Below are 17,283 nucleotides of genomic sequence, written 5' to 3' on the forward strand. Positions count from 1 at the left end.
GCAGGTTCACCGAGGCGCAGGGCCCAGCGGGTGTTGAGTTACTTGATGGTCTCGAGGACCGCGGCGACCTTGGTCTGCTGGTCGGCGGAGAGCGGTGCTGCTCCCGCGGACTCAGCGGCCTCGGCCTGGCCCTCTTCACTGGCCATGTAACCAACGTAGGCCTTCACGAGTTCAGCCTGGTCGGCATCCGCGTACTCGGTGCAGACGATGGCGTAGCTCACGAGAACCAGCGGGTACTCGGCGGGGTTGGTGGTGAGACGGTCCAGCTTGATGGCCAGATCGTTGTCGGCGCGGCCTTCGACCAGCGGCGAACCGTCGACGACGGCTGCGGCGGCCTCAGCGGTGTAAGCGACGAATTCCTCGCCGACCTTGATGTTGGCGACACCGAGGTCACCGGCGCGCGAGGCGTCGGCGTAGCCGATGGTGCCGGTGCCGTTGGTGACGGCGTCGACGACGCCTGAGGTGCCCTGGGCGCCCTCACCGGACTGGTACGGGAACGGGTCGGCCGGCTTCTCGGTCCACACGTCTGGCGCTGCCTGGAACAGGTAGTCGGCGAAGTTCTTGGTGGTGCCGGAGTCGTCCGAGCGGTGCACGGCGGTGATCGCCAGGTCCGGCAGGGTGGCGTCCTCGTTGAGGGCGGCGATGGCCGGGTCGTTCCAGTTGGTGATGGCGCCGGTGAAGATCTTGGCGAGGGTGTCGGCATCCATGTTGAGGTCGGTGACGCCCTCGACGTTGAAGATCACGGCGATCGGGGAGATGTAGACCGGCAGGTCGACGGCGAGAGTGTCGGGTGCGCAGCTCTCGAAGGTGCCGGCGAGTTCTTCGTCGCTCAGGTAGGAGTCTGAGCCGGCGAAGGCGGAGCCGCCGGCGATGAAGGTTTCGCGGCCGGCGCCGGAGCCCGACGGGTCGTAGTTGATGGTGACATCCGGGTTGGCGGTCTGGAACGCTGAGTACCAGGCTTCCTGGGCGGACGCCTGCGAGGAGGCTCCGCCGGCGTTCAGCGTGCCGGACAGGCCGGTCTCGACGGCGCCTTCGTCGGTGCCCGTGCTGCCGGGACCTTCGTTGGTTGCGCAGGAGGAGAGAACGAGTGCTGCGGCAATAGCAATGACCGCCGGGCGGCCAAAACGCATGAGATTCACAAGGATCCTTTTCAGGTTGACTACAGAGAATGCGATCACAGGAGAATCCTGCGAACAAAGGCCGGTGCTGGCCCTCGTCAGACGCTATTCCGTGTGGTTAACGACACTCCCCCGCCTTGGTGAACGGGAGGTAAACGACATCCGTCCACTCGATGGTGCGGATCAGGACCGGGGCGGGTGGGTTTCGATCGCCAGGATGCCCGCGCTCGGGTTGTCGCTGGAGAGGTGTACGACGGTGAACCCGCTGGGCGCGAGCGCGGCGGCGTTGGCCAGCCGCTGCGTCACCGGTGAGCCGGTCGCCAGGGCGATCTCGCGCAGGATGTCCGGCAGCACAGGTCCGTGGCTGCACAGCACGGCCGTCTTGCGGGCGCGGATGCGTTTGCCGACGTGGTGTCGCACGTCGCTGCTGCCGTCTTCCCAGGCGTCCTGGCTGATCAGGTCGGTGCGTTTGAACGGCACCCCGGTGGCCGCGGAGAGCGGGGCGACCGTGGTCACGCAGCGGGTGGCGGTGCTGGTGAAGATGCGCTGCGGCTGCCAGGCGCGCACCGGGTCGACCAGGGCGGCGGCCTGGGTCACCCCGCGTTCGCTGAGCGGTCTGGTGGCGTCGGCGCCGGGCCAGTCGTGCGGGGAGGTGGCCTTGGCGTGGCGCAGAGCGATGATCGCGAAGGTGCTCGTGATGCCCTGGGCCACCAGGCGGGCGAACGCGTCGATGATCTCCCCGTCCGGCGCGTAGCTGAGGTAGGTCCTGGCCTTCTTGATGGTCACCCATTCCAGGGCCGCCACCTCGCCGTTGGGCACGAAGGTGGACTTGAGGATGTGCTCCGGGCGCACCTCAGCGGCCCAGTAGTGCACGATCTTGGCCTTTCCGCCCGGCATCGCGTACTCGGACACGCCCAGCGGCACGCCGAGGGCGATGGCCAGCCCGGTCTCCTCTTCGACCTCGCGCACGGCCGTGACCGGCAGCGTCTCGCCTGGATCGACCTTGCCCTTGGGGATGGTGATGTCGCCGTGCACGGTGCGGTGGATCAGCAGGACGTGCATCTTGCCGTCGATCAGACGCCAGCAGACCGCCCCGGCCGCGTACACGGCGGTGGGGTCGCTCATCGGCGGCTCACCGGTCGCTTGCGCTGACCGATCTGCTGCATCAGGCGGTTCTGCATGTCATCCAGCGGCAGGCCGCTCGCATCCTGGTGGTGCCTGGTCCACTCACCGTTCTCGTCGAGCCACCACGACGAGGTGCGCTCGTCCATGGCGCGGGTGAACAGCGCGTCGACCTCGGCGAGGTGCCTGGGGTCGACGAGGCGCACCAGCGCCTCCACCCGGCGGTCGAGGTTGCGGTGCATCATGTCGGCGCTGCCGATGAACACCTGCGTCTCGCCGAGGGTGTGGAAGCTGAAGATGCGGGAGTGCTCGAGGTAGCGGCCCAGGATCGACCGCACCCGGATGGTCTCGCTCAGGCCGGGCACGCCGGGCTTGAGGCTGCAGATGCCGCGCACCCACACGTCCACGGGCACGCCGGCCTGGCTGGCGCGGTAGAGCGCGTCGATGATGTCCTCGTCCACCATCGAGTTGACCTTGATGCGGATGCCGGCGGGCTTGCCGGCCAACGCGTTGGCGGTCTCGTCGGCGATGCGCTTGAGCAGGGCCTTGCGCAGGTGCAGCGGGGCCACCAGCAGACGCTTGAACTTCTTCTCGATGGCGTAGCCGGAGAGCTCGTTGAACAGCCGGGTGAGGTCCTTGCCGACCTGGTCATCCGCGGTCAGCAGGCCCATGTCTTCGTAGATCCGGCTGGTCTTGGGGTTGTAGTTGCCGGTGCCGATGTGGCTGTAGTGCCGCAGCACGCCCTTCTCGTAGCGCACCACGAGGGCGAGCTTGCAGTGCGTCTTGAGCCCGACGAGGCCGTAGACCACGTGCACGCCGGCCTTCTCGAGCTTGCGCGCCCAGGAGATGTTGGCCTGTTCGTCGAAGCGGGCCTTGATCTCCACCAGGGCCAGCACCTGCTTGCCCGACTCCGCGGCGGCGATGAGCGCCTCCACGATCGGGCTGTCGCCAGAGGTGCGGTACAGGGTCTGCTTGATGGCGAGAACGTTCGGGTCGGCCGCGGCCTGCTCGAGGAACGCCTGCACGCTGGTCGCGAACGACTCGTACGGGTGGTGCAGCAGCACATCGCCGCGGCTGATGGCGCGGAAGATGTCGGGGGTCTCGTTGGGCTCGCCGGTGAGCAGCTGGGCCGCGGTGGTGGGAACGTGCTTGGTGTAGTGCAGGTCTGGCCGGTCGATGCGCAGGTCGAACAGACCGCCGAGGTCGAGCGGTGCGGGCAGGCGGTAGACCTCCTGCTCGGTCACGTCCAGCTCGCGCACGAGCAGGCCGAGGGTGACCTCGTCCATGTCCTCGGTGACCTCGAGGCGGATGGGCGGGCCGAACCGGCGGCGCAGCAGCTCCTTCTCGAGGGCCTTGATCAGGTTCTCGGTGTCGTCCTCTTCGATGACGACGTCCTCGTTGCGGGTGACCCGGAACACGTGGTGTTCGAGGATGTCCATGCCGGGGAACAGGTCTTCGAGGTGGTTGGCGATGAGGTCTTCGAGGGTGATGAAGCGCACCTTGTCGACGGATTCGGTGCGGTCCACCCGCACGAAACGCGGCAGCATGGACGGCACCTTGAGGCGGGCGAATTCCTGTTTGCCGGTCTTGGAGCTGTGCAGCCGCACCGCCAGGTTGAGCGAGAGCCCGGAAATGTACGGGAACGGGTGGGCCGGGTCGACGGCCAGCGGCATCAGCACCGGGAAGATCTGGTTGGAGAAGTAGCCCCGCAGTGATCGGCGGTCGGTGTCGTTGAGGCTGTCCCAGGTGACGATGTCCACGCCGTGCTCGGCCAGGGCGGGGCGCACGAGCTCCTGGAATGCGTGCGCGTGCCGGTCCTGCAGCACGTGCGCGGCCGTGGAGATGTCGGTGAGAACATCGTGCGGCGCACGGCCGACGTTGGTCGGCACGGCCAGTCCGGTGAGGATGCGGCGCTTGAGCCCGGCGACGCGCACCATGAAGAACTCGTCCAGGTTGCTGGCGAAGATGGCCAGGAAGTTCGCCCGCTCCAGCACCGGCAGGGCCGGGTCTTCGGCCAGTTCCAGCACCCGCTGGTTGAACGCCAACCAGCTCAGTTCACGGTCGAGGTAGCGCTCGACCGGGAGTGCGGGATCGTTTTTGCCGATCTGAGGGTCAAAATCGTCGTCGAGTTCGCTCTCGAGACCGGAGCTGCCTGGGATGTTGTCGCCGTCCATCTGTCCATCTTGACACTCGGCGCCGAGCGGGCGCGACGCCCACGGTGAACGGAACGTTAACGGGGCCAGCGGTGGTACTGCACATCCACCGTGCGATCGGCGAATCCGAGGCTGCGGTACAGGCCGACCGGCCCGGTGCTCTCGGCCTCCACGTACAGTTCCACGGCCGTGCAGCCCCGCTCGCGCAGGCGTGCGAGCCCCGCCAGCATGAGGGCGCGACCGAGGCCGGCGCCGGCGGCATCCGGGTGCACCCCGAGCACGTAGATCTCGCCGAGGGTGGAACCCGGTTCGACCTTCAGCCAGTTGTAGCCGAGGATCGGCCCCGTGCCTGAGCGGGCCAGCAGTAGGTCGTCGGCGTCGAACCAGGGTTCGGCCTGCCTGGCGGCGAGGTCATCCTCGGTGAGGGCGCCCTGTTCCGGATGCCTGGCGAAGACGAGAGCGTTCAACCGCACCCACTCCGCGGCGTCGCCCGGCGTGAACGGGGTGATGCTCACCCCGTCGGCCAGGGTGGGAACGGCGGACGCGTCGGCGTCGGTCAGGGGGCGTTCGAGCTGCAGGAGGGTGCGCGCGGCGCTGAAGCCGAACCGGTCCGCCAGGGCGCGGGCGCCGGGGTGGTCTCCGTGCGCCCAGGCGGTGAGGTCACCCGACATGCCGCCCTCGTCCTCGAACAGGCGGCGGAGCGCGGCGGTGGCGTGCCCCAGGCGGCGGTAGCGCGGGTGCACGACCAGGTCGACCTGCCCCCGCCCGAGGATCACTGCGCCGACGGCGTCTTCGCCCTCGAGCAACAGCTGCGGGCTGCGCCGACCTGAGCGTGCGTCGAGCAGGGACTGCTCGTTGAACGGCCGATAGCCGTCGGTGTGCGCCGCCGCGTCGGCGACGTCATGGAACCGGGCCGCGAATGCGGTGTCGGTCAGGTCAGGCGCCGACAGAGTGAGCGACACGTTCACCGTCCTCTTCGTACACGTTGAAGCGGTAACCGACGTTGCGCACGGTGCCGATCAGGGATTCCTGGTCGCCGAGCTTGGCGCGCAACCGCCGCACGTGCACGTCGACCGTGCGGGTGCCGCCGAAGTAGTCGTAGCCCCACACCTCACTGAGCAGCTGCTCCCGGGTGAACACCCTGGACGGATGCGCGGCCAGGAAGCGGAGCAGTTCGAACTCCTTGTAGGTGAGGTCGAGAGGCTTGCCGTGCACCTTGGCGGAATAGCTGGCCTCGTCGATGACGACACCGGCGGCGCGGATGGTGGGGGAGGGCTCATTGTGCGGGGTGCGCCCGGCGGCGAGACGGATGCGCGCGTCCACCTCGGCTGGGCCGGCGGTGTTGAGCACAACGTCGTCGACACCCCAGTCGGGGCTGACGGCGGTGAGGCCGCCCTCGGTGATCACCAGCAACAGCGGCACGCTGCTCCCCGTGGTGCGCAGGATCTGGCACAGCGACTTGGCGGCCATCAGATTGGCCCGCGCATCCACCAGGATCAGATCGGAATCGGGCGCGGTGATGAGCTGATCCGGCTGAGCCGGAATGAGTCGTGTGCTGTGTGAGAGCAACGCCAGGGCTGGGAGAACGTCATCATTCACCGCCGAGGTTAGGATCAACAGCTGCGCCACGCAGGTCCTCCAAGAGTCGTGCGACTCATCCTAGCGTGCCACGGAATCGGACTCTGGCGTGCACAATGGGACTGTGAGCTGGAAGCGTTTGAGCGTGGGAATGATTTGGCTGGTCGCCGCGGTATGTGCCGTACTGACCGGTCTGCTCGTCGCCCCGGAAAATCGGTTCGTCTGGACGAGCCTGTCCCTGGCGGGTTGCACCATCCTCACCCTCGCAGCCCAACTGTCCACCGGGCAGAAGGAAGGCTACGTCAGCCGGGTGACGCTCAGCCTGGTCGGTGCCGTCCTGGTGCTCGCCGTCGCCACCGGCATCTTCGCCCTGTTGGGCCTCGTATAACGGTTCGGCGTTTCGGCCTCAGGCCGCGCGGCAGAGGATAGAGTGAAGGCATGTCAACGCTCGCACTCGAAATCCTGTTCCTGGGCCTCCTCGCGCTGGCCAGCCTGTCGATCGCCTGGGTCTCCGGCGTCGTGCTGTTCAAGCTGTTCCGGGGCCAGCGGTAATCCGAAGTGTACGAAATCCCGGTCGGCCTGCCGTCCGAGCTCGTTCCGCTGTCCTGGCTCCTCGGAGTCTGGGAGGGTTCTGGCATCCTCGACTACACGGCCGACGGTGAGACGGTCACCCGCGAATTCGGTCACCGGATCAGCTTCAGCCACGACGGTCTGCAGCACCTTAACTACAGCTCGTACACCTGGCTCGAACCCGAACCCACCGCCGCTCTGCCCGTCGATGCCGATGCCGCAGCACCCGACGCCGCGGCCGCCGCTATCCCGTTAATGACCGAGACCGGCTACTGGCGGCTCAGCCGCCCGCAGCAGGCCGGCGACCCGGGGCCAGGCCTGCTTCCCGGTGTGGGCGAGGCCCCGTTCCAGACCGCCGAGGCGGTGGAGACCCTGCGCAACGCCGACGGCGGGTTCGACATCGAGGTGAGCCTGGTGCATCCGGGCGGCATCATCGAGCTGTACCTCGGCCAGGTGAAGGGTCCACGCATCGACCTGGCCACCGACGCCATCGTGGCCACCAGTGGGGCCAAGCCGTACGCGGCCGCGACCCGGCTGTACGGCCTCGTCGACAGCCACCTGCTCTGGGCGTGGGACATCGCCGCCCTGGGCGAGGACCTGCGCACCCACGCGTCCGGCCGGCTCAGCCGCATCTCCTGACCGCCCGACGCCGTTTTCCCCGCTGTTATCAAGGAGACCCGATGACCACCGACCCCGCAGCATCCGTTCCCCCCACCGGCTCGGCCCTGCTCGACCTGGATGCCGCGGTGCAGGCCGACGGCATCGACGCCGGGGTGGCCGCCCACTACGGCAACCCGAACGCCGAACAACGCCGGCTGCTGGCCGGTGAGGCCATCGTCGACCTGTCCCACCGCGGGGTGCTGTCGGTCTCCGGCCCCGACCGGCTCACCTGGCTGAACTCGATGTCCAGCCAGGAGCTGCGCGGACTCACCCCCGGCCAATCCACCGAGACGCTGCTGCTCGACCCCACCGGCCACCTCGAATACGCCATCGCCCTCATCGACGACGGTGTGGAGAGCTGGCTGCTCATCGAGGCCGCCGAACTGCCCGGCCTGCAGGCCTGGCTCGACCGGATGCGGTTCACCCTGCGCGTGCAGATCGTCGACCACACCCTCGCATACGCCACCATCGGCACCATGGCCGCCGACCCGGCCGCCGTCGCGCTGCGCCCTGCCGCGCCCAACGGGGTGCCGCTGGTGTGGCACGACCCGTGGGCCGAGGTCGCCCCTGGCGGCTGGCAGTACGCCGCCGGCACCGCCCACCCCGGCGCGGACTGGCACTGGACAGAGGTGCTGATCGACCGGTCGGCGCTGCCGGCACTGCGCGATGCCATCGCGGCCGGTCCCGTCACCGCCGCTGGGCTGCTCGCCCTGGAGGCGCTGCGCATCGCCGCCTGGCGGCCGCGCGGCGCCCTCGACGCCGACGAGCGCACCATCCCGCACGAGCTGGACTGGCTGCGCACCGCCGTGCACCTGACCAAGGGCTGCTACCGCGGCCAGGAAACCGTCGCCAAGGTGCACAACCTCGGCCACCCGCCGCGCCGCCTGGTACTGCTGCACCTGGACGGCTCCGACGCCGTGCTGCCCGTGCACGGCGACGAGGTGCAGGGTGACAGGTTCGTCGCCAACAGCGACCCGGAGCGTCGCACCGTCGGCACGATCACGTCCAGCGCCATCCACTACGAGCTCGGGCCGATCGCCCTGGCCGTGGTGAAGCGCACGGTGCCGGGAACGGTGACCCTGCACGTGCTCTCGCAGGGCCTGTCCATCACGGCCAGCCAGGAGGTCATCGTGCCGGAGTCCGCTGGGTCGGTGGCCGAGATCCCGCGGCTGCCTCGCCTGGGCGTACGGGCCCCGCGCGGCTGAGACGAGGCGACGGGCCGGGCATCCGCCGGGACTTTCGTCACCCGAGGGGGTGCGGCGTCTGCGTGTGCGCCTCGCTAGAGTTGGAGCATGTCTGCTCCTTATACCCTCATTCTCCTCCGCCACGGCAACAGCACCTGGAACCAGCAAAACCTCTTCACCGGTTGGGTGGACGTGCGTCTGAGCGACCAGGGCCGGGCCGAGGCGCTGCGCGCCGGCGAGCTGCTGGCCGAGTCCGGCCTGCTGCCGGACATCCTGCACACCTCGCGCCTCACCCGCGCGATCCAGACCGCCGACATCGCCCTCGAAGAGGCCGACCGGCTGTGGATCGACGTCAAGCGCTCCTGGCGCCTCAACGAGCGCCACTACGGCGCGCTGCAGGGCCTGGACAAGGCCGAGACGCTCGCCAAGTACGGCCCGGAGCAGTTCCAGACCTGGCGTCGTTCGTTCGACGTGCCGCCGCCCCTGCTCGACGACTCCTCCGAGTGGTCCCAGGCCGGCGACGCCCGTTACGCGGACCTCGGTGAGGACCTGCCCCGCACCGAGAGCCTCAAGGACGTCATCGCCCGGATGCTGCCGTACTGGGAGTCCGACATCGCCGCGGACCTCCGCACCGGCAAGACCGTGCTCGTCACGGCACACGGCAACTCGTTGCGCGCCCTGGTCAAGCACCTCGACGGCATCTCCGACGCCGACATCGCCGAGCTGAACATCCCCACCGGCATCCCGCTGGTCTACCGCCTCGACGAGAACCTCAAGCCGATCGGTGCGGGCGAGTACCTCGACCCCGCCGCGGCCGCCGCCGGTGCCGCAGCCGTCGCCGCGCAGGGCAAGAAGTAACCCGAAGCCGCACACGAAAAGCCCCCGTCGCGAGACGGGGGCTTTTCTCGTTGACCAGCGACGGCGAGAGGGGAGGCTAGGCCTCCACCGGGGTGGACTGGTGCCAGTCGCCGGTGCCCAGGTACTGCACCTTCTTCGCGATCGACACCGCGTGGTCGGCGAAACGCTCGTGGTACCGGCTGGCCAGGGTGGCGTCGACGGTCTCAGCCGACTGGCCCTTCCAGGTCTCGCCGAGTACCGCGTCGAACACGCTCAGGTGCAGCGCGTCGACCTTGTCGTCTTCATTGCGGATGGCCTCGGCCAGCGCCATGTCCTCGGTCGTGAGCAGCTCGGCGAGCATGTTCGCGATCTTCACGTCCAGTGCGCCCATCTCGGCGAACGTGGGACGCAGGCTCTTCGGAATCACCTTGTCGGGGAACCGGTACCTGGCCAGCTGGGAGATGTGCGTCGACATGTCGCCCATCCGCTCCAGCGACGCGCTGATGCGCAGCGCGCTCACCACGATGCGCAGGTCACGCGCCACCGGCTGCTGCCTGGCGAGGATGGTGATGGCCAGCTCATCGAGCTCCACGGTGAGAGCGTCGATCTTGTCGTCGTCGGCGATGACCTGCTCGGCCAACGCCACGTCGGACTTGTTGAAAGCCTTGGTGGCCTTCTCGATGGAGATGGCCACCAGACGAGCGATCTCGGCGAGACGATCCTGCACCTCGGCGAGCTCCTGCTGAAATACTTCACGCATGTATCTGTGGTCCTTCCTGGTCGCGCCAAAGCGCGCGAACGCATGAGGCCCGCCTGGCCCCCGACCCATAGTGGCCAGCGGAGGTTAACGGCAGGTGCCCTGCGATTGAACAGTTCCTAAAGTAGCGTGTGCCCACCCTTGCCGCTGCGAATGCCCCGTGGGATAGTCACTAATCTGGTCAAATGGAATCGACCTGGCTCGTGTTGCTGTCCCTGGCACTGGGCCTCGCTGTCGGCGGAGGGTTCGTGACCTTGCTCTATGTGGCTGAGCACCACGGCAAGCGGGCGTCAGAGGTGATCAACCCCGCGGTCCCCGACGGCATCGACCAGGTTCTCGATGCCCTGGAGAGCGCCGGCCTGGTGCTGGACCCGTCGAACAACGTGATCAAGACCTCCCCTGGAGCGGTGAGCATGGGACTGGTGGTGAACCAGCAGCTGACGCATCCGGAACTGCTGGCGCTGGCCCGCGGGGTGCGGCGCACCGGTGAGCCGGTGTCGGAGGACCTGGTGCTCTCCCGCGGGCCGTTCGGCGACGCGAGCATGCACGTGCGGGTGCGCCTGGCCCGGCTCGGTTCCCGCTACGTGCTGCTGCTCGCCGAGGACCGCACAGAGGCGTTCCGGCTCGACGAGGTGCGCCGGGATTTCGTGGCCAACATCAGCCACGAACTCAAGACCCCGATCGCCGCCGTCGGCCTGCTCGCCGAAGCCCTCGGCCACGCCGCGGATGAACCCGTGCAGGTGCGCCGGTTCGCCGATCGCCTCACCACAGAGGCCGGCCGGCTGGGCCGGCTCACCCAGGAGATCATCGAACTGTCCAGGCTGCAGGCGCAGGATGCGTTGCGCCAGCCGGAACTGCTCGACATCGACGAGATCGTCGGTGCAGGGGTCGACCAGAACCGGGTCGTGGCAGAGGCCGACCGGATCACCATCGCGGTGGGGCGGAAGTCCAGGGCCAAGGTCTTCGGCGACGAACGCCTGCTCGTCATGGCCGTGCACAACCTCGTGGCCAACGCCGTGCACTACTCGACCTCCGGCGCCAGGGTCGGGGTGGGCGCGCGTGTCACCGACGGTGTGGTCGAGATCACGGTCACCGACCAGGGCATCGGTATCCCAGAAGGCGACCTCGACCGCATCTTCGAGAGGTTCTTCCGCGTCGACCAGGCGCGGTCCCGCAACACCGGCGGCACCGGCCTCGGCCTGTCCATCGTCAAGCACGTCGTGCAGATCCACGGCGGTGACATCCGGGTCTGGTCCCAACCCGGCAGCGGCTCCACCTTCACCATTCGCCTGCCAGAGGCGACTCACCCCGCGTTAGCGGCGACAGGAGACACCCCATGACTCGAATCCTTCTGGTTGAAGACGAGAAGGCGCTGAGCGAGCCGCTGAGCTTCCTGCTGGAGCGGGAGGGTTACGAGGTCACCGTGGCCGAGGACGGCCCGGCCGCGCTCGCCGAGTTCGACCGCACCGGCGCCGACCTGGTGCTGCTGGACCTCATGCTGCCCGGCATCCCCGGCACCGAGGTGTGCCGGGAGATCCGCACCCGCTCCTCGGTGCCGATCATCATGCTCACCGCCAAGGACTCAGAGGTCGACATCGTCGTGGGGCTCGAACTGGGCGCGGACGACTACGTCACCAAGCCGTACTCGACCCGGGAACTGCTCGCCCGCATCCGCGCCGTCTCACGTCGGCACACCGACCAGGGCGAGGGGGACGACGGTGTCCTGGCCGCCGGCACCGTGCGGATGGACATCGAGCGGCACACGGTGTCGGTCTCCGGCGAGGTCGTGAACATGCCGTTGAAGGAATTCGAGCTGCTCGAATTCCTGCTGCGCAACGCCGGCCGGGTCCTCACCCGCGGACAGCTGATCGACCGGGTCTGGGGCAGCGACTACTTCGGCGACACCAAGACCCTCGACGTGCACATCAAGCGCATCCGCTCCCGCATCGAAGCGACGCCGTCGGATCCGACCATGCTCGTCACCGTGCGCGGGTTGGGTTACCGCTTCGAGGCCTGACCGGCGCCTGCGGTTCGACGCCTCAGCGCCGAGATGCCTCGAAATGCCCCTTCAGCCGGTCTGACGGGGCATTTCGCGGCATTTCACCGGGCAACAACCCCGCCAGATACGCCGAAATGCCCCTTGCGCGAGCGCGAAGGGGCATTGTGCGGCAACTCAGCAGAGCTACGGGGCGGTGGTGGCTTCCGGCGTCGCGGTGGCCGCGGGGGTCTCCGTCGGCTCCGAGGTCTCGGCGGGCTCCGACGTCTGAGCCGGCGTGGGGGCCTCTGTCGGCACCAGGGTGGAGTACTCGGCCAGTTCGCCGTCGAGGACCGGAACGAGCAGCTCGATTCCGGTGAGGTCGCCGTACTGGAAGAACACCGGGAAGAGGGAACCCGCGCTGGCGTTCAGGCTTTCGACCGGCACGCTCTCGCCGTCGACGCCGATCTCGGTGGTCGAGTTAGCCTCAATGGTCACCTCGGTGTCGATCTTCTCGTCGACGCCCTCGTACTGCACAAGCAGCTCGATGTCCTCGGTGCTGGAGTTCACGACGTGAACGAGCAGGTTCGCGTTCTCACCGTCGGCGGTGAGCAGGATCGCGTTGCGGATGGCGAGGTCGCCGACGTCGCCGCTGACGCCGTCGCTGGCGTCGTACTGGATCGTCGTCGCCTGGGGAGCGTACAGATTGCAGCCCGTCGTTCCCAACAGGATGCCGGCCGCCACAACGACGGTTGCCATGGTTCGCGCTCTCACAAGACCTCCACAAGAGTTCAGCGTTCAGCCGAAAGTGGCGTGAACGCTGCAGATTTGGGTCGAGTTTACCTTACGGAAGGAACCGGCCACGGCGCGTAGGCCGGGTCGGCGCATACTCATCCGGGAGGGTGGCGGAGAGGGGTGGTATCATAGACGTTGCTGAAGGGATATCAATACATGCTATTCGAAGTTGGCGAAACAGTCGTCTATCCCCACCACGGCGCTGCGACCATCACCGAGGTGAAGACTCGCATCATCAAGGGTGAAGAAAAGCTCTATTTGAAGCTCAACGTCACCCAGGGAGATCTCACCATCGAGGTCCCCGCCGAGAACGTCGACCTTGTCGGCGTGCGCGACGTCATCGGCCAGGACGGCCTTGACAGGGTCTTCGAGGTGCTCAGGGCCCCGTTCACCGAAGAACCCACCAACTGGTCACGCCGGTACAAGGCCAACCTCGAGAAGCTGGCCAGTGGCGACGTGATCAAGGTCTCGGAGGTCGTGCGCGACCTGTGGCGCCGGGATCAGGACCGCGGCCTGTCGGCCGGAGAGAAACGGATGCTCGCAAAGGCGCGGCAGATCCTCATCTCCGAACTGGCCCTGGCCGAGAAGACCGACGAAGACCGGGCATCCAGCGTGCTCGACGAGGTGCTCGCCTCGTAACCCGTGATCTGCGACCGGCGGCGCCCAGCGGCGCCGCCTTTCGCACGTTCCCCGCCAGACTCGACCGCCCCCAGCCCCGCTCACCACGCTTCACGGCGCCGCACCAGATAGCCTCCAGACATGACTGAATACCCGCAGCCCGCCGTCGCGGTCATCGTCGTCGCGGCGGGAAGCGGCAGCCGGCTCGGCCGTGACCGCCCGAAGGCGTTCGTGCCGCTGCACGGCCGCAGCATCCTCGAGCACGCCCTCACCGGCGTGTTCGGCCTGACCGAACCCGCGCAGGTGATCGTCGTGGCCCCCGCCGCCGAACTCGCCGACGCCCGCGCCATCGCCGAGCGGGTCGCAGGGGGAGCCGCCGGGTACCTCGACGTCGTCGCCGGCGGAGACACCCGGCAGGCCTCCGTCGCGCGCGGCCTCGCGCTGGTGCGAGCCGACGTCACCGTCGTGCTCGTGCACGATGCCGCCAGGGCGCTCACCCCGCCCGCGCTCATCGACGCCGTGGTTGCCGCCGTGCGCACCACCGGCCACGGCATCGTGCCCGGACTGCCCGTTGTCGACACCATCAAGAACGTCGATCAGACCGGCAGCATCCTCGGCACCGTCGACAGGTCGCTGCTCTCCGCCGTGCAGACCCCGCAGGGCTTCCCCCGCGCCATGCTCTACGCCGCGTTCGCGTGGGCAGACGCCCTCCCCGCCACGGATGCCGCCGCCCGCGACCTCACCGACGATGCGGCCCTGGTCGCCGCGGCCGGCAACCCCGTGAGCACGATCCCCGGCGATCCGATGGCGTTCAAGGTCACCACGGCCTGGGACCTGCGCCGCGCCGAGCTGTTGCTCGGCGACGGCGTCGTGGCACCGGCATCCGCCGACCCGCGGGTGGGCACCGGGCTGGATGTGCACGCCTTCGACGACACCAGCCCGCTCTGGCTGGTGGGCCTGCACTGGCCGGGGGAGCGAGGCCTGTCCGGGCACAGCGACGGAGACGCCGCCGTGCACGCCATCTGCGATGCCCTGCTCGCCGCTGCTGGCCTCGGCGACGTCGGTCAGGTCTTCGGCACCGCGGATCCGCGTCTCACCGACGCCCACGGTGCGGTGTTCCTCACCGAGACCCTGCGCCTGGTCACCGAGGCCGGCTACCGGGTCGGCAACGTCACCGTGCAGGTCATCGGCAACCGCCCCAAGCTCTCCCCACGCCGGCAGGAGGCCCAGGATCTGCTCGCCGGTATCCTGCACGCCCCGGTGTCGGTCTCGGCCACCACCACCGACGCACTGGGCTTCACCGGGCGCGGCGAGGGCATCGCCGCACTGGCCACCGCGGTCCTCTACCCGAGCATCCGAGCGACCCTCGCCTAAACTGGACCAGTGAGCATGCGACTATACGACTCGAAGGCCCAGACCCTTCGCGATTTCCTGCCGATCGTCCCCGGCCAGGTGGGAATCTACGTCTGCGGACCCACCGTGCAGTCCTCGCCGCACATCGGCCACCTGCGCAGCGCCCTGGTCTACGACCAGCTGCGCCGCTGGCTCAGCTACCGGGGTAACGACGTCACCTTCGTGCGCAACGTCACCGACATCGACGACAAGATCCTGCTCAACGCCCAGGGCACGACCGAACAGTGGTGGGCGTTGGCCTACCGCTACGAACTCGAGTTCACCGCCGGCTACCAGAAGCTGGGCATCCTGGCCCCCACCTACGAGCCGCGCGCCACGGCGAGCGTGCAGGAGATGCAGGACATCATCGGTCGGCTGATCGACGCCGGGCACGCCTACCCGGCCGCAGACGCATCCGGCGACGTGTACTTCGACACCGCCAGCTGGCCCGCCTACGGCACCCTCACCCGGCAGAACCCCGACAACATGGAAGCCGCCACCGACGCCGACCCGCGCGGCAAGCGCGACGCCCGCGACTTCGCCCTGTGGAAGGGCCACAAGGACGATGAGCCGGCCTCGGCGGCCTGGGCGTCACCGTGGGGCGCCGGCCGTCCCGGCTGGCACATCGAGTGCTCGGCCATGGCCGCTCGCTACCTGGGGCCGCAGTTCGACATCCACGGCGGCGGACTCGACCTGCGCTTCCCGCACCACGAGAACGAACTGGCCCAGTCCACCGCGGCCGGAGACGCCTTCGCGAACTACTGGGTGCACAACGGCCTGGTCAACACCAACGGTCAGAAGATGTCCAAGTCGCTGGGCAACTCGGTGTACGCCGCCGAACTGCTCGAACAGGCCCGCCCCATCGTCGTGCGCTACTACCTCGGTGCGGCGCACTACCGGTCCACCCTCGACTTCCACGAAGGCTCCCTCGCCGAGGCCGAAGCCGCCCTCGAACGCATCGAGAGCTTCCTCGACCGCGCCGACCGGCGCCTGGCCGACACCCGCTTCGCCGGGTCGGGTGTCGAGATCGTGCCGGATGACTTCGCCACGGCCATGGACGACGACCTCGCGGTTCCGCAGGCGCTCGGCGTGCTGCACGACACCGTGCGCGCCGGAAACGCGGCCCTCGACGCCGAGGACCTGCATGCCGCCGCGGCCGCCCGCGGCCAGGTGCTCGCCATGAGCGAGGTACTCGGCATCAACCCCCTGTCGCCCGGCTGGGCCGTGGCCACGGACGAACCCGCCATGGTGGCCCTCACCGCCCTCGTGGAGCGCCTGCTCGACGACCGCGAGACCGCCAGGAACAACCGCGACTACGCGGCCGCAGACCGTATCCGGGACGAGCTCGTCGCCGCCGGCATCACCATCGAAGACACCCCGTCGGGTGCACATTGGAGTTTTGACTGATGAAGAACACAGATCGCAAGTCGCGCACCGGCGCGGTGCGTAAGGGCAGCCGCGGACCTCAGGTCGGCTCCGGCGGACAGGGGCGCCAGGCCCTCGAGGGCAAGAAGCCCACCCCCAAGGCCGAGGACCGTCCGTACCACCCCGCGGGCAAGGCCAAGGCAGCCAAGGACCGCTTCGCCGCGGCCGGCGGCGGACGCAGCCGCGCCCCCGGCGGCTCCGGCGCCCCGCGCACCGGCCGGAGCGCGAGCACAGGCAACACCGGCGGAGGCGGCTCGTCCACCCGCAAGGCCAAGTCGGATGCCGAGTTCGAGGTCGTGACCGGCCGCAACTCGGTGCTCGAGGCGCTGCGTGCCAAGATCCCCGCCTCTGCGCTGTACGTGGCCACGCGCATCGAAATGGATGACCGGGTCAAGGAAGTTCTCAAGCTCGCCACCACCCGCAACATCCCGGTCCTCGAGGTCATGCGCCCCGAGATCGACCGGCTCGCGGGCAAGGACGCCGTGCACCAGGGCCTCGCCCTCAAGGTGCCGGCCTACGAGTACGCGCACCCGGTTGAGCTGCTCGACCTCACCATCAGCCGCGGTCACAAGCCGCTGTTCGTGGCCCTGGACGGCATCACCGACCCGCGCAACCTCGGTGCGATCATCCGCTCCACCGCCGCGTTCGGCGGCCACGGCGTGATCGTGCCGCAGCGTCGCTCTGTGGGCGTCACCGCCTCGGCATGGAAGACCTCGGCCGGAGCGGCCGCCCGTCTGCCCGTCGCCATGGCGAGCAACCTCACCCAGACGCTCAAGGCGCTCAAGGAGCGCGGCATGCTCGTCATCGGCCTGGACGGTGGCGGCGACACCGAGCTGCCAGAGCTCGGCATCGGCTACGCCGAGCGTCCGATCGTCGTCGTCGTTGGCAGCGAGGGCAAGGGCCTGTCCCGCCTCGTCACCGAGACCTGCGACGCCATCGTGTCGATTCCGATCAACGCCTCCACCGAGTCGCTGAACGCCGGTATCGCCGCCGGTGTCACCCTGTACGAGATCTCCAAGCTGCGCGCTGTCGCCGTGGCCGCGAAGGCCGCGACGAAGGCTGCCGCCCAGGGCTAAACACCTGCAGAGCGGGTGAGAAC

The 17,283-nt window shown here is 68.7% G+C and carries 17 protein-coding genes; 10 read left to right on the top strand and 7 right to left on the bottom strand.

The genetic code is table 11. The annotated features are described in order from the left end of the window. Positions 1 to 38: 38 nt before the first annotated feature. The 5 genes from pstS to K2F54_RS09755 all read right to left on the bottom strand — a co-directional run bounded on the left by pstS (position 39) and on the right by K2F54_RS09755 (position 6,022). Complete coding sequence (pstS, locus tag K2F54_RS09735; protein WP_374107283.1) at positions 39 to 1,139, bottom strand: phosphate ABC transporter substrate-binding protein PstS; 1,101 nt, start codon at positions 1,137 to 1,139, stop codon at positions 39 to 41. Positions 1,140 to 1,301: 162 nt separating this feature from the next. Beyond that, positions 1,302 to 2,243 carry an NUDIX hydrolase gene (locus K2F54_RS09740; protein WP_220605672.1) on the bottom strand — a complete coding sequence of 314 codons (942 nt, stop codon included), beginning with the start codon at positions 2,241 to 2,243 and terminating at the stop codon, positions 1,302 to 1,304. Then, a complete protein-coding gene (locus K2F54_RS09745) occupies positions 2,240 to 4,414 on the bottom strand; it encodes an RNA degradosome polyphosphate kinase (protein ID WP_220605673.1) in 2,175 nt (724 codons plus the stop codon). The genes K2F54_RS09740 and K2F54_RS09745 overlap by 4 nt, the downstream gene beginning before the upstream one ends. A gap of 56 nt (positions 4,415 to 4,470) precedes the next feature. Further along, positions 4,471 to 5,355, bottom strand: a complete 885-nt coding sequence (gene mshD / locus K2F54_RS09750) for a mycothiol synthase (RefSeq protein ID WP_308287599.1) — start codon at positions 5,353 to 5,355, stop codon at positions 4,471 to 4,473. Beyond that, complete coding sequence (locus K2F54_RS09755; RefSeq protein WP_220605675.1) at positions 5,330 to 6,022, bottom strand: winged helix-turn-helix transcriptional regulator; 693 nt, start codon at positions 6,020 to 6,022, stop codon at positions 5,330 to 5,332. The genes mshD and K2F54_RS09755 overlap by 26 nt, the downstream gene beginning before the upstream one ends. A gap of 73 nt (positions 6,023 to 6,095) precedes the next feature. On the opposite strand from K2F54_RS09755, the gene K2F54_RS09760 reads away from it, so the two are divergent. The 4 genes from K2F54_RS09760 (at position 6,096) to K2F54_RS09775 (ending at position 9,243) form a co-directional block, all read left to right on the top strand. Beyond that, positions 6,096 to 6,359 carry a hypothetical protein gene (locus tag K2F54_RS09760; protein WP_220605676.1) on the top strand — a complete coding sequence of 88 codons (264 nt, stop codon included), beginning with the start codon at positions 6,096 to 6,098 and terminating at the stop codon, positions 6,357 to 6,359. 170 nt (positions 6,360 to 6,529) lie between these two features. Beyond that, complete coding sequence (locus K2F54_RS09765) at positions 6,530 to 7,180, top strand: heme-binding beta-barrel domain-containing protein (RefSeq protein WP_220605677.1); 651 nt, start codon at positions 6,530 to 6,532, stop codon at positions 7,178 to 7,180. Positions 7,181 to 7,221: 41 nt separating this feature from the next. Next, on the top strand, positions 7,222 to 8,406 hold the full coding sequence (gene ygfZ / locus K2F54_RS09770; RefSeq protein WP_220605678.1) for a CAF17-like 4Fe-4S cluster assembly/insertion protein YgfZ: 1,185 nt from the start codon (positions 7,222 to 7,224) through the stop codon (positions 8,404 to 8,406). 87 nt (positions 8,407 to 8,493) lie between these two features. Further along, complete coding sequence (locus tag K2F54_RS09775; protein ID WP_220605679.1) at positions 8,494 to 9,243, top strand: phosphoglyceromutase; 750 nt, start codon at positions 8,494 to 8,496, stop codon at positions 9,241 to 9,243. A gap of 76 nt (positions 9,244 to 9,319) precedes the next feature. Here the strand turns inward: K2F54_RS09775 and phoU are convergent, their stop codons facing one another. Next, positions 9,320 to 9,982, bottom strand: a complete 663-nt coding sequence (phoU, locus tag K2F54_RS09780; protein WP_220605680.1) for a phosphate signaling complex protein PhoU — start codon at positions 9,980 to 9,982, stop codon at positions 9,320 to 9,322. Between the two features lie 182 nt (positions 9,983 to 10,164). On the opposite strand from phoU, the gene K2F54_RS09785 reads away from it, so the two are divergent. Beyond that, entirely contained in the window at positions 10,165 to 11,319 is a 1,155-nt protein-coding gene (locus K2F54_RS09785) for a sensor histidine kinase (RefSeq protein WP_220605681.1), read from the top strand. Continuing rightward, the gene (locus K2F54_RS09790; protein ID WP_220605682.1) at positions 11,316 to 11,996 is read left to right on the top strand and encodes a response regulator transcription factor; all 681 of its coding nucleotides are present in this window, start codon (positions 11,316 to 11,318) and stop codon (positions 11,994 to 11,996) included. The genes K2F54_RS09785 and K2F54_RS09790 overlap by 4 nt, the downstream gene beginning before the upstream one ends. 165 nt (positions 11,997 to 12,161) lie before the next feature. Here the strand turns inward: K2F54_RS09790 and K2F54_RS09795 are convergent, their stop codons facing one another. After that, the gene (locus K2F54_RS09795) at positions 12,162 to 12,713 is read right to left on the bottom strand and encodes a hypothetical protein (RefSeq protein ID WP_220605683.1); all 552 of its coding nucleotides are present in this window, start codon (positions 12,711 to 12,713) and stop codon (positions 12,162 to 12,164) included. A 192-nt stretch (positions 12,714 to 12,905) separates the two neighbouring features. Here K2F54_RS09795 and K2F54_RS09800 point away from each other — a divergent pair, with 192 nt between their 5' ends. From K2F54_RS09800 to rlmB, 4 genes are all read left to right on the top strand, one after another. Further along, positions 12,906 to 13,388 carry a CarD family transcriptional regulator gene (locus K2F54_RS09800; RefSeq protein WP_220605684.1) on the top strand — a complete coding sequence of 161 codons (483 nt, stop codon included), beginning with the start codon at positions 12,906 to 12,908 and terminating at the stop codon, positions 13,386 to 13,388. 120 nt (positions 13,389 to 13,508) lie between these two features. Then, on the top strand, positions 13,509 to 14,741 hold the full coding sequence (gene ispD / locus K2F54_RS09805; protein ID WP_220605685.1) for a 2-C-methyl-D-erythritol 4-phosphate cytidylyltransferase: 1,233 nt from the start codon (positions 13,509 to 13,511) through the stop codon (positions 14,739 to 14,741). Positions 14,742 to 14,750: 9 nt separating this feature from the next. Beyond that, positions 14,751 to 16,166 (top strand): cysteine--tRNA ligase, encoded by a 1,416-nt coding sequence (gene cysS / locus K2F54_RS09810; RefSeq protein ID WP_220605686.1) that lies wholly within the window; start codon positions 14,751 to 14,753, stop codon positions 16,164 to 16,166. Beyond that, positions 16,166 to 17,260, top strand: coding sequence for a 23S rRNA (guanosine(2251)-2'-O)-methyltransferase RlmB (gene rlmB, locus K2F54_RS09815; protein ID WP_220605687.1), 1,095 nt, complete (start codon positions 16,166 to 16,168; stop codon positions 17,258 to 17,260). The genes cysS and rlmB overlap by 1 nt, the downstream gene beginning before the upstream one ends. Positions 17,261 to 17,283: the final 23 nt, after the last annotated feature.

It is taken from the genome of Cryobacterium inferilacus (assembly GCF_019599185.1).
GTDB lineage: Bacteria > Actinomycetota > Actinomycetes > Actinomycetales > Microbacteriaceae > Cryobacterium > Cryobacterium inferilacus.